Origin of the sequence: Amycolatopsis aidingensis (assembly GCF_018885265.1) — a bacterium.
GTDB classification, from domain to species: domain Bacteria; phylum Actinomycetota; class Actinomycetes; order Mycobacteriales; family Pseudonocardiaceae; genus Amycolatopsis; species Amycolatopsis aidingensis.
The window spans coordinates 3,666,546-3,679,316 of sequence record NZ_CP076538.1 but is presented as its reverse complement, the minus strand read 5'-3'; the positions used below and the strand labels follow the sequence as shown (position 1 = coordinate 3,679,316).

Annotated in this window: 10 protein-coding genes; 4 read left to right on the top strand and 6 right to left on the bottom strand. The window is 63.4% G+C overall.

The annotated features are described in order from the left end of the window. Positions 1-3: 3 nt before the first annotated feature. From KOI47_RS16805 to KOI47_RS16795, 3 genes are all read right to left on the bottom strand, one after another. Positions 4-1,578 (bottom strand): type IV secretory system conjugative DNA transfer family protein, encoded by a 1,575-nt coding sequence (locus tag KOI47_RS16805; RefSeq protein WP_232376795.1) that lies wholly within the window; start codon positions 1,576-1,578, stop codon positions 4-6. Positions 1,579-1,832: 254 nt separating this feature from the next. Then, entirely contained in the window at positions 1,833-2,243 is a 411-nt protein-coding gene (locus tag KOI47_RS16800) for a hypothetical protein (protein ID WP_216216871.1), read from the bottom strand. A gap of 302 nt (positions 2,244-2,545) precedes the next feature. Beyond that, positions 2,546-2,695, bottom strand: a complete 150-nt coding sequence (locus KOI47_RS16795; RefSeq protein ID WP_216216870.1) for a hypothetical protein — start codon at positions 2,693-2,695, stop codon at positions 2,546-2,548. A gap of 1,065 nt (positions 2,696-3,760) precedes the next feature. Between KOI47_RS16795 and KOI47_RS16790 the strand changes: the two genes are divergently transcribed. Next, a complete protein-coding gene (locus KOI47_RS16790; RefSeq protein ID WP_216216869.1) occupies positions 3,761-4,918 on the top strand; it encodes a NucA/NucB deoxyribonuclease domain-containing protein in 1,158 nt (385 codons plus the stop codon). A 607-nt stretch (positions 4,919-5,525) separates the two neighbouring features. On the opposite strand, the gene KOI47_RS16785 is transcribed toward KOI47_RS16790, so the two are convergent. From KOI47_RS16785 to KOI47_RS16775, 3 genes are all read right to left on the bottom strand, one after another. After that, a complete protein-coding gene (locus KOI47_RS16785) occupies positions 5,526-5,795 on the bottom strand; it encodes a hypothetical protein (RefSeq protein WP_216216868.1) in 270 nt (89 codons plus the stop codon). A gap of 392 nt (positions 5,796-6,187) precedes the next feature. Continuing rightward, entirely contained in the window at positions 6,188-7,123 is a 936-nt protein-coding gene (locus KOI47_RS16780; protein WP_216216867.1) for a hypothetical protein, read from the bottom strand. Next, complete coding sequence (locus KOI47_RS16775; protein WP_216216866.1) at positions 7,074-7,622, bottom strand: RNA polymerase sigma factor; 549 nt, start codon at positions 7,620-7,622, stop codon at positions 7,074-7,076. Before KOI47_RS16775 ends, KOI47_RS16780 begins: the two co-directional genes overlap by 50 nt. 2,231 nt (positions 7,623-9,853) lie before the next feature. On the opposite strand from KOI47_RS16775, the gene KOI47_RS16770 reads away from it, so the two are divergent. The 3 genes from KOI47_RS16770 (at position 9,854) to KOI47_RS16760 (ending at position 12,410) form a co-directional block, all read left to right on the top strand. Further along, positions 9,854-10,690: a hypothetical protein gene (locus KOI47_RS16770; RefSeq protein WP_232376794.1), complete on the top strand. Its 837-nt coding sequence runs from the start codon at positions 9,854-9,856 to the stop codon at positions 10,688-10,690. Then, on the top strand, positions 10,687-11,826 hold the full coding sequence (locus KOI47_RS16765) for a NucA/NucB deoxyribonuclease domain-containing protein (protein WP_216216865.1): 1,140 nt from the start codon (positions 10,687-10,689) through the stop codon (positions 11,824-11,826). The genes KOI47_RS16770 and KOI47_RS16765 overlap by 4 nt, the downstream gene beginning before the upstream one ends. Positions 11,827-11,897: 71 nt before the next feature. Continuing rightward, the gene (locus KOI47_RS16760) at positions 11,898-12,410 is read left to right on the top strand and encodes a hypothetical protein (protein ID WP_216216864.1); all 513 of its coding nucleotides are present in this window, start codon (positions 11,898-11,900) and stop codon (positions 12,408-12,410) included. Positions 12,411-12,771 lie beyond the last annotated feature (361 nt).

Sequence of the window (12,771 nt, the reverse complement as noted above, 5' to 3'; positions counted from 1 at the left end):
GATCTACTCCACCGTCGAGGGGAACGACGACGGACCTGCGGCCTCCGGTGGGTCCAGCTCGACACCGGCACCGCTGCCCCGGCCCGGCGGCCGGCCACGCTGCGAACGGGGCGGTGGAGTGTTGCCGCGCAGGGTGTCCAGGATCCGCCCGTCCAGATCCTCCAGCTCGTCCAGCACCTCACCGATCGGGCGACGCCCCAGGTTCTTGTCCAGGCAGGCGTCGACCTCGGCCTCCCACTCGGGGTGGAAGTGCTCGGCGAACTCGTCCTCCACATGCAGCCCGCGGATCTTGAACGGTGTCGTGCGCTGCCCGCCCAGGGTCGCGGTGACCACGTGGTGAAACCGCTCCAGCTCGGTGATCGTGCCCGGCTGCACCAGCCCGCCGTATTCCCGGGCGACGGTACGGGCGCCGTCGATGGCCGCAGCGCTGGTCAGCAGCAACGACTGGTTCTGCAGCAGCGCCCTGCGGGTCTCCGCGGTCAACCGGTCGGGCATCTGGTTCATCGCGTGCAGCGCCACCAGATACTTGCGCAACTGCTCCAGGATCGCCGCCAGGTAGCCGCGGGACGCCCCGTCCACCGCGGCGAGCTCGTCGATGAAGGCGTCACACCGGCGGCGCTGCTCCGGCGGGGTATCGACCCGGCTGCGGCCCGCGCGGAACAGGTCGTAGATCATGAAGCTGGTGATCAGCTTGTTCGTCTCCCCAGCGCCGGTCGTGCAGACGAACACGATCTTCCCGGTGTCCATGGCCCTGCGCACGTCATACGTCGTCCGCGACGATCCGAGGAAGGCCGACAGCGTGGGGCTGGTCCGCAGCCGGTTGATGATGTTGGTGACAACGGTGGTCGCATCCGGCGGCAGCTTCGGGAAACTGTCCGTCCAATAGCGACGCACGCTCGGTTTCAGGTAGCGCAGGATCTCCTCCCGCCACTCCGCATCGTCCACCAACGTCGGGATCTGAAAGATCGTCGGCGCACAGTCCGCAGGTAGCCGCATCGCCAGATAGCACAGCGCCTCGCAGGCCTTGGTGAGAATGGACTTCGCCCGCGGAGCCGCATCACCCCACCCCAGCGCGGTCGCGAACGAGGTCACCACCGCGTCCACCCGATCCTCGATGTCCTCCTCGGAGAAACCCCGCATGCTCAGCGGATTCCACCCCGGCAACCGCCGACCGCGCCCACGGACGTCGAGGTTGACCTCCCACAACCGGCCCCGCAACGCCGGGTCGGACAGATACGGCTTGGCACGCTTCCACCCATCCGCATGCGGGTCGAGGAACCACACCCCACCACCCGCGCGGGCAAGCTCGATCGCCTGCGCCAGCGCCTCCTCGGTCTTCCCAAACCCCGCCTTGCCGAACCGCGCGGAGAACAGCAACTCCCGCAACGGGATACCGACCAGCCGATCCTCCCCATTGACGTCGGTGACATAGCCCAACCGCACCAACCCCGCATCCGGCCGGTAGGTCGGCAACTCCCGCGGCGCGGGCTGCACCCACCCCCGGCTCCGCGCGATCGCCGGCGACTGGCACCGACCCGACGGCGGCTTCAGCAGGGCCGCGATCTCGCTCGCCGTCACCAGACACCGCCGAGGCGGCGTCGCCAACCCGCTGAAGAACCGCCGATCAAACCGCCGCCGCACCACCGGCAGATCGGAACCCAGATGCACCCCCAGCACCCGCACACCCCGGACACGCCAGTAGTTCTCACCCCGATACACATCAAAAGCACCAACCACACTCCGCAGATGGGCCTGCACCCGGCCAGAAATCTCCGACCGGCACCGCACCAACACCTGCACCGCGAACACCGGCTCATCCGTCCGGAACTTGTTCACCACAGCCGCAGCGTCAGGACCGACCGTCCGGAACCCCGGCGCGGCCCGGCGGGAACCACCACCGCGAGCCGTCGGAAGGAACTCGGCCACGATCTCCCGCAACGCCTCACCAACCCCACCCAACACAGCACGCACACCCGGCCCACGACCCGCTCCTGACCTGCTCCTTCCCGAGCCGTCTTCCGCGCGAGATAGCTGATCTTGGCGGGCGTCAGCGGAATGAGATCCACACAGACGTCGACTGACTCCCCCAGATCCGGCCGCACATCACCCAAGGCATTGGCCAACGACTGCAACGGATCATCCGGCCGAACCGGCAGCGACTTGAGCGGCCGATGAGCAGGCCCAGCCAACACCAACTCCGCCCGAGCCACCTCGAGCCCGGCGTCCTCGCCGCCGCGCTTCACCCGCTGAGGCTCGATCTGCCCGAGACCCGAGTCATGCGCACCTGATGAGGACAACTCAAACGATCGAGCCAACAAATCACGAAACGGCGTCATTGGCCCCTCGCACACCCACTGGGCAGGCCAGAAGAGGTGATGTCTCCTCCAATCGTCGACAACCACCGCGCTCGTCGTACCCAGGAGTCGATCATCTTCGTCTCTTGCTGGCGTCAATGCCACTTTCCTGCTGCCACACAAGGCACGCACCAGCCGTACTCGCTTTGATGCGTCCACTACCTACGAGTTCATGGCCAGCGGGCGGCCCCCTAGCTGTTGCGGGTCGTGAGGTTGTTGACGGTGGGGTGGGGGTGAGCTGAGCCGGTCCCGGCGTACATGCGCTGGGTGGTCTGGCGGGTGTAGGTGATCCCGAACGCCTCCAGATGGATCTCCAGAACTTTGCGCTCCTGCCCGCGCACTCGGCTTTCCGGGCTGGGCGCTTTCTACGCCCTCGCCGCGTTGCCGGTTCGGATCGGCCGGCCGCAGGTCATAGACCTGCCAGGTTTGCACGATCCCGGTGGCACGCGTGCCGCCGGTCCGGCCACCGACCGCTGACAGGAACAGCGTATCGGTCGGGTGAGGGCGATTGCGGCCACACCATGGAAGCTCCAAACGGTTGGTCGGACGGCGAATGGCAAGCTACGGTGAACTCACGTCAGTCGTCCACCGTCAACCTGCATGCTCACGGAGGACACGGAGATGCGATGTTGTCGTGCTGCGGGCGTGATGCTGCTTCTTGTTGCTATGTCTGGGTGCGGTAACCCCAACAGCGGTACGTCGCCGGGGGAGGACCGGCGCTACGTGGCCTCAGTGCAGGCGCCGACCACGGTTCCGGCGCGGCGCCCACCACCGCGGAAGTCGCCGAGTTGGGTGCATCAGGAGCTTCGAGAGCTTACGCTGCTGTTGAATGTCCGCTGCTCAACGGGGCCTGATCAGGACGGTGCGTGCTCAACGCACGTCGGCCAGGTGTTAGCCGTCTTACACGACCTCCGCCGGTTGCTCAGTGAGCCGAACAACGATGAACGATTTGCGCCCGCCGTCAAGCTCCTTGACCAGATCTCAGGCGTGACTGTCGATGAACTGCGTAGCGCGGCGACCCGTAAGCGGGTTCTGGATATTGCCGCTCGCATCCAACAGTCGCTCGCATGACGCTAACTCGTCTACAAGTACTCGTCAGGTCAATAGCTCGTTACATATCCATTGCTCGCGTGGTTCCTAGTAGGTGGTTAGCGAACTCTTAGGGACGCTGGGACGCTTAGGACGAACGGGTGACCTTAACTCTTGGGTGTGGACGATGCAGGAAATCCGGTTGTAGAGTCACCAACTGCTCCGGGGGTTCGTTTGTGAGCGACATCGATATAGGGAGGGCACTCCTGTCGGATCATAGATGTCGGACACGTTTTTCTTTCCCTATTCCCATCTATCGTGCCAGTCGCTCGCTGACCCTTAGGATTCATCTATTCGTCACAAAATAGAGGATTCTAATGAGAAGATTATTGTCGATAATATCAGTTGTTCTCATTGCCGGCGGCCTGTTATCCGCGCAACCAGCCAGCGCCCAACCCTCGCCGACCACGGAAGCGCCGGCCGGTCTGCAGCGGGGACCGGCAGCGAAGGTGCAGAATACCTGCACTGACACCTTGTCGAGATTGCATGAATTCGCTGCCAGTGGGAAAGATCTGGTGGCGTGCACGAGACCAACATCCGTTGCGGACAAAAGACCCAAGCCTGCCGTCGCGGACAACCCGCCGGTACCGGAGTGGTGTCAAGACCTGGATCTCAACACATGGTGGATTATCCGCGACGAAGCCTGCGCCTTCATCGAGGGCACGCTGAATGTGTACGAAGCACGCACGGGGGCCCTCGTCGGTCAGTTGTTCTTCCTGGAGGTCAACTACGCATTCACAAGTGCCAGAATTCACAACTGGCAGTATCAGATAGTCGTGGATGCGCTCAGTGGTTGGGGTCAGGCCGTCGGTGGTACGACGTTGTCCGGTCACGGTTGGTGTACCGGCGACTGCACGGGCGGAGTCGGGTCCTTCCCTGGCGGACAGCCGGTCGATCCCGGCCTGGAAGCAGCAGGCGACGTGAACACCAACACGACAGCCACTGCCCGCTGGGCGATCGGAAATAACACGTTATCCCTTCAATATCGTTTTCATAACCCTAAATGGACCCTTCAGCCCCAACCATTGAACGAAACCACGCCGAATGTGCGATGCGACACGGCATTGCCAGGTGTTGCCTCAACGGGCTGCATATTCTCACTCTATGAGCCGGTATTGATCTATGCGCTCGACGGTCCATACTACGAATTGGCGCAACATATCCGGGACGCACAAGCAAGTGGCTTGCCAGGTGCCTATGGAAGCGGTACATACTTGCACCGGCTCACCGATTCGGAATTGAGACGGAAGAACCGTGCAGCCGCTTGCCCGGCCAGTCTGCCCAGACCGCCCGGGAAGAGCTGTGACGAGTACCCCATGGCGTCGACGTGGGAAGGCGCCCACACTAGCGGGGGTGGCTTCAGCCGAAGAATGATCGACGAAGATCACAACAGCCTCGGCGGGGTGGTGCAAGCCAACTTCTATCGTGATAATCGCGTCTTGGAAGCGGATCCCTTCACAGTCTGGATCCGGTAACCCAAGGTCGAGCAAAGGAGCGTTATGAGTAAACCGGTGCAGGCTGCTGCCGACCTGTTCATGTCCCACGGACTATTTCTGGCCAGGGAGCAGTCAGGCCCGTTCCCCACTACGATGAGGCCCTCTAACGGCTTGGCAATCGCCGAACCAGGCGTGGTGGCGGTCTGCACCGGGATACATACAGGCTCGATCCACGTCGAAGTCGCCCTGCATGACTCACCACCTCCGACGAACACCGCAGAGTGGGACGAGGTCGTAGAACTGTCGGTACAAGCTCCGGTCGGCGAGATGGTGGCCCAAGGCATCATGGATGATCCACCGGAGGCCCTGCCCGCACTCACACAGCATGGGCCTGGCATCTATCGGCTGCGTATTCACGCACGGGGCCGGGACAATGCTGTCGACATGGCGCCAGACCACCCGTCGAGGAGTACCGGATCGAGGTGTGGCCCGCACCGTTCGCCCCAGAAGTCGTACACAAACAGACCGACCACTACGGCGCAACCATACGCGCAAGGCGGGAAGCCTAATGTTTCTCCGCAGCCTGTTCGGCCAGACGCCGGATCTTCAGTGAGATCGCAGTGGGCCAGTCGCCCGCTGCTCCGCCTCAGTGATCTGCGCGTCCAACCTTTCCAAGCCGCCACCGGACCAGGAACTCTGCGAGGGGATCCGGATCCGGACGCCGCGCCGTGTCGCTGCTCGAGGTGTTCGGGCGGGCGAGGTGCGGGCGGGCCGGCAGCACCACCGCGAGGTCGGCGGTGATTGCCTCGGTGTCGATCTCGCCCTCGGCGTTGACGTAAACGGTCTCGGTCGTCCAGGTAGCGCGGCACGTCGCGGGGGTCGATCCAGCCAGAAGCAGCGGCGCGGATCTCCCCATCGACCGCACGACGCCGCAGCGCGGCGACCTGCTGCTCGATTGCCTGCGCGCGGGCGGCGGCTTTCTCGGCTTCGGTCTGTTGCGCGGCCTCGATCTCGTCCAGCCGCCTCGCCTTCTCCTGGTGCTCCCGGGCGGTCTGCTCCGCCTTGCCGAACTTTGGCGTGCGCTTGCTCGTACAGGGCTTTGTAATCCACGGCGGCGCGATCGGTCAGATCCGGTGATGCGTCGGGCCGTCGGGTAGGCGTGCCCTCCGTTGCAGGTTCCGGAGTGGTCGAGACGGGTGTGGTGCGAACTGCTGCTGTGTCAGCAGACTCGTCAACGGTTGTGTTGCGGGTCATGACGTTGTTGACGGCTGCGGGTGTGAGACGTGTCGTGGACGCCTCACCCACCACTCATTGTCGCCGAAATTCGGTACGTAGGTAGGTCTCATAGCCGATCACCGACGGGATGGATACCTGTAGTTCGCCTGCCCGCGTGGTCAGCATCTGCTCGTTGGCCAGGATGACCCCGTTGGTGGGATCGACGATGAGGGTGTAGCGAGTGGGGAGGCCGCTGTAGTCGGAGTCCAGCGAATACGCCTGGCCGGGCCGTCCGGCACGGTCGTGAGTCTCGCCCTCATAGCGCAACTCGGGCAAACCGGAGATGATCCGCAGGACCGCAGCCCGCTCGCGGGGAAGCAGGACACGGTCGCGCAGCAGGTCGGTGACGGCGAGGTAGGTCTTGATCGGCCCCACCCGGTCCGGGGGATTCTCCCGATACAGCCAGCCCTTCAGCGTCTCCGCATCGGCGGGGGGCCGCGCCGAGGGAGCGTGACGCCGAGACACCTCGGTGACCTCGGGGATCACCTCCGACTCAGTACCCTCACTAACCTGACTGTGCAGGTACCAGTTCCGCATCTTGAGGTACTCGGTCTGTCCCGGCTCACCAGCCGGGACCCCCGAGGCCGCAGCGCGGTCGGCGATCTCGGCCAGCGCGATATTCGGTGGGCGGGTTTCCTGGTGTGATACGAACGCCAACGGGGGCGGCGTCGCCGCGTGACCTCGCGGCGCAACCGGTCCGACCGTGCCCCACACCACAGCGACCGCCGCGACCACCACGACTGCCGCCCCGGCGAGTACCGCGCGGCGGACACCCGCTGCCGCTGTGGGCTTGCGATCTGTCGCTTCCGGGGCAGGTTCATGCAGCAGGGCAGGGTCAAGTTGCGGAACGGGACCAGTGTCATTCGGCATCGGATCCAGTGGCCCGACAATCTTGCGGATCTCTTCTTCAGTACGTCCATCAGCGTGTTCCCTTCGTCCGCTCCAGCTCCGGCGCGCCTGCGGGTTCATGCCACTCCTGCGCGCGCAGGCCCTTCAGCAACCGGCGACGCGCCCGGCTGATCCGCATCACGGCGGTCGTCCGAGCGCACCCCAGCACCGCAGCAACCTCGGCACTACTCAATCCCTCCCAACCCACCAATCGCAGAACCTCCTGGTCCCGCTCATCAAGACGGTCGAACGCCGCCGCCACCAGCTGCCGATCGATGACCGCCTCCGCGTGATCCCCACCGAGGCGCAGTTCTGCCTGGTCGGCCATCTGTTCAGCGAGAGCGCGGGCCCGCTGCACACGGCGGGTTTCGTTGGCCAGTACTCGTCGCGCGACCGCGTACAGCCACGGCAGCACCCGGTCCTCGCGCGGCATCTCGCCCAGCCGGCGCCACATGACGACAAACACTTCCGCCGTCATGTCGTCCACCTGCGCCGACGCAACACGCCGACCCACAAACCGGTACACGGCTGTGTAATAGCGGCGATAGATGCGATCGAAGCGCTCCAGCTTCTCGGCCATGGATCTCCCTCCGCTCTACCCGCTTACATGTTCAGCACCACCCCACTTGTCACACCAGCATTAGCGGCTGGATCGCGAGCGGTCCGCCAGTAACCCGGCAGGAAAGGCAACAGAATGATCTTGGGTACGAGGAGGATCTCACCGACTGTTGATCAGTGACGAGACGCCGATAAGGACCAGCGCAGGCGTCCACCTCTCGGCCGGAAAGCTCGCACATAGCGGCGGCAGGGCCCCGAGCCTGTCCAGCGAGCCAGCCTTCCCCTCTCGCTTCGGCGACCGATGATCGCCGTCATCGCCAAGGCTCCCCCTGGCAGTCGCCGCAGTAATCAGGCACCGGCCCAAGAGAAACGGAGACCTCTCCCTGGTCAGCCGAGACGCATTCGGCACGGCAGCCGGTCCACGAACCACCTCCGCGTGCGCGGAGAGCACGTGAGACCGGCGAGGAACGCCGGTTCCCTCGCCGAACCACCTCCGCGTGCGCGGAGAGCACACTTCGTGAGCTGGGGTTTTCCGAACACATATTACCGAAATCGGCGACAAGTTCATCCGTGCTGGCAAGCCGCCAACTGAAGGTCATCTGCCGATCCGTCAGCACCAGCCAGACTGTCCGTCGTACCAACGACCAGTAGCCGTCATCACCAACGACACCTCCCTGATCATCACCCCAGCAACCAGTCACCTGCACTACGCGGCGGATAGCAAGTTCTCCCTCATGTACTGGGAGGAGAGTTCTCCCCCTGCAACGTCAGCGTCCCCACCAGGGGCGCTCCGGTCGCTCTCGACTTGGGGGTACACCAGCTTGTTGATCACGCCGTCGCTACTGAGCGCATTCAGCGGTGGTGTAGTCGGAGCGGACGGTGATGGTCAGGCGTGACAGGAGAGCAAGCAGCCGTTGAGTTCGGCCTCTGCTCAAACGGCTCCTGCAGGGGGATCGCCCCGCCGTCCGGTATGCCGCGCACCTCGGCGTAGGCGCGGTGGAGGTTGGCTACGGGACGCTCCGGGTCGATCAGGTCGGCGAAACTCCCCAGATCGGCCTGCCGGGCCGCTTCCAAGGGTTAGCCCGGCCTCGACTCCGGCGCGGGCCAGATCGTCTAGCCATCGCAGGTGGCGCTCGGTGTCGTCGATGATCTCCGGGCATGATACCGGGCCATGGCCGGGCACCAGCGTTCGGGACGAATCGGTAGCACCGGCTTCGGTATCCTGCCTCACCGCCAATGCGGTGAAGGCCAGCACAGTGGTTGGTGTCGGACGTCGTTAGTAACATGTGCGCGGCACGGCGCAACCGCTGGTCGGTGAGCAGACCGAACCAGCGCTGAGGTGTGTTTGAGGATCTGTCCAAGATCCGCGCCCACCGCTGCAACGTCTCGTGTTCCTCGTCCGTCAGCGGCACGTCGATCGCCAGCCGATCCCTACGCGCCGAGGATCCGGCGCGGCCGACTAAACCACTCGTTGAGGGGTGGCTCCCATAACGTCGTTTCCGGCCAGACCACGAGCAAACACCGACGATACGAATCACACGATCCCGTCGCGCCACAATCCCGGCAAGATGTCAAAGTTGTGGCTATGCGCTTGTTCTATGGTCTTCTCCTGGTTGCAGTGGCGTGCGGCATTGGCGCGATCGGCGTCCTGTCGGCACCAGTCAAGCCATCCGGGCCTGCTGCGCGCTCGGTGACCGCCTGCGGGACCGCGTTGGAACGGTCTGTGGGGTTCAATCGGTTACTGGGAGCTGATAGCTCCTGGACCGGCGCGACGCAAAGCCTCGTGACACAGGAAGTCTGGGAGCAGATCCTGGACTGCCGGAACGCGCGGGCACGTTACCAAGCGTTAGGATACACGCTCGCCGGAGGAGGTACATTGCTGGCGTTACTGGCATTTTCAGAGCATCGAGGAACGAAACGGATTCGCGGGCGCGAAGACGAATAATCGGACACTGGTGCACCCTCAGTGCCGAGGCGGTGTGGGCACGTAAGGTGGCGGTCGATCCGCAAGCGTGCGTCTGGGTGAGAAGAGAACCATCGTCTTACTCAGCGTCTGCCCATTGATCGCGACCTGTACTCTAAATGGATTGTCATCAACACGATAGGTGACACTCGCCGATCAAGGATATATTCTAGTGACAGCGCATGCGTCACACGACGGTCCATTTATGTGCAATTGAGGGGATTCACGCAGTAATGCATCGAAGAAGTACAGTCCTTACTGTTCTATGTGCGCTCGCGATCGTACAGAGCGTGCCACTCTCCGGAACAAGCCAAGCCGCAGAAGCCAGTGCGTGCCAACGACAAGCGCGTTATGCCGTGGCGAACCTGTGTGGTGATCAGGCCGAGCATATGTATGGTATGTTCGTCACCTTTACCTATCCGACTCCTAGCTACGGTGCCCCTCCGCCGTATGGCGTCGCGGACTTTTACAACGAAACGCAGATGTTCACCGATGCGGCGATGACAAAGTCATTTGCATTCGGGCTCAATATGCACTATATCGGGACCGGAACAGACTTTCGGCCCTACTGGATCGACTTCACGGCGGACTATACATACCACTACATTGGAGACCGTGCCGCGGAATCGGACGGTCGTGTGCACAGCTTCATGGCTATTCCGAGCTGCGACAACTGCAAGACGTGGGACATCTTCTACGATTTTGAGCAGGTCGGCACCACCGGTGCGCAACCCAACCCGTCGTCAAACCACCTGATGACCGGCTGGACGCTAATCGACATGTACGGCCAGGTAGGGCTGAGCCAGACCCGCAATCGGGTGATGTACCTCAACGGCAACTACCAGTTCCAGCGGTTCGACCGGACCAACATCTCGACCCGTGCGCCAGCCGGCAACTGCGCACCTGGCGCGGATCCGAAGTACTGTTTCCGGTTCGACACCGCAGTAACGACAACCCCGTCAACCACCAGCGAACGTGTCGTGTCTTGGGATGTCACCAAACCCATCGTCAATCCTAGCGCGTCGCCTCCAGTTGCGGCGGCCGAGGCGACAGGAGCCGAAGCCGCGGCACTGGAGCGTCGAGCGCAGGAGTTCGTCGATGCACGATACGGGAAGGCTGTCCGATGACACGGCACGTCAGACAGACCAGGCTGAGCATTGTTCTCCTCGCTGCTGCCTTTGCCGTGGCCGCGCTGGTAACACCGGCAACGGCGACCACGGGCACGACGGCGGGTGAGCTGGACGCACAGCGAATCCTCGATCTCAAGACCGATTGCGCCAACCACGCGACCGACGCCGGTCGTCTCCAAGGCTGGACCCGAAGCCGGTTCGAACAGTGTCATTACTACCCGGTTCACGTGACTCTGAGGACCACCAAGGGCGCCTACCTGGGGTTCTTCGATTTCGAGCTATGGGTCCTGGCATTTGCCTACGACGGCAGCCGCCGCGTGGACTACGTCACCACCGTCGAGAACGTCAAGCAAAGCACCAGTCTCCAAGATGAGCTGACCTACCTTACGATCAACCGAAACTGTGTCGGCACGGACGTCACCTGCGCTGGTTCGCTGTCGCGTTCCGATACGATCGCAGGCTGGTACGCCCAACCTCGGATGGACACTCTCACCGTCACCTCTCCCAACGACACCGGAACCGGACCGTACAAGATTGTGAACTTCACCGAGACCGTCGATTTCGTCGGTGAGTATCGTGACGGAAAAACAAAACCCGTTCGAGAAGTCAAAGCGGTCAACAATGTCCGGTTCGACAGCGCGAACGCCGCACTGGGTAAGGGAAAGTTCAAAGGAACGGTGTTCCGGGACCACGTCCCGAAGTTCACGCTCCACCTCAACGATCACGGAACCGATGCGGAGGCCCGCCACGTCGACGACGCCTTGAACCACCCCGAACGCACCTTCCCGGCGATACTTGGCAAGAACGTTCCCGGACAGACTCCGGATGATCCACTCAGGCGGTTGATGGATCCGGCTAAGAAGAAGCGCAACCACGACGCAGCCACCAGAATCTGCAGGAACGTCTGGGGAGACAGCTACCCGGCCGGCGGGCTTGACTGCGACGAGTACCCCTTCCAATCGACATACCAAGGCGCCGCCGAGTCCACCGACAACAGCCCATTCAGCTGGCACGGGTCGGCCCGGCCGATCCCTGCCCAAGACAACCAGAAGGGAGGCAATCAACTGGCCACCTTCTACGGCGTTAACCGCATCCTCGACAACGACCCCTTCTACGTCGCCGTGCAACCCTGATCACGACGAGCGGGTGGGTGCCGTCTACCCTGGCGGTGCCCACCCGAACGCCACATTCGACAAGTCTGCCGATGTCTCACCTGCTCGCCGAACATCACTTCGTCACCGTCGCCAGCTACCGGCTCCTGACTCTTCGTGATCAGGACTGCGACGCTGGTGTCAACGCCGATCATGCCATCGACGAGGCGGCGGAAAACATCGCCGCAAGCACCGGCTACGAGCTATACATCAACTGCGCCCAGGACCTCTTCGCCATCACCGTCCGCATCGCGATCTGGGACGACGAACCCAGCATCGAACAGCAGGGAAGGACGCAAACCGGGCGGATACTGACGCTCATCTGCCCGACCGGCGAACTCGTGCTCGACTCCCCCACCGGGGAGGCACTGGCCTTGGAACTACCGTCAGGGTCCGGAACTTACGCGATCAGCGTTCGCGATGAAGGACGGACCGAGGCCATCGTCCTGCGCCAGAATGTCCTGAAGCAAACCGATACCCCGGCAGGGGAAGACCTCCACACCGCAGCGCAACGCTACGGTGGAATCGAGCGCTACACGATCGATATGTGGCGCACCGGCCGATGATGGAGACTCGGCGAGCAGGACCTGCCCGGCTTGCAGGCCGGTAGCGACTATTCAAAGCTGGGCCGCTAGCGCACCGTCGCGATCCGCCAAGGGGTCACGGCTTCCCACCAGACGAGCTGCGGTTGAGGATGCGCTGGCGTGTACTTGCACGAGTCCCGCCAACCCCGGCGAGGTTACCCGCACGGCCTAGTGCCGGCTCTGGCTCGGCGACGACCTCACCACCATCGCCCTGACCGCTAGCCTCATCCACCAGGCCGAACGATTCCTGCCGCAGCTCGTGCACGACGCTCGCGCAGGCGGCCACACCTGGCATGAGATCGCCCACGCGCTCGGCACCAGCCCGGACGATGCGCAACCCCGT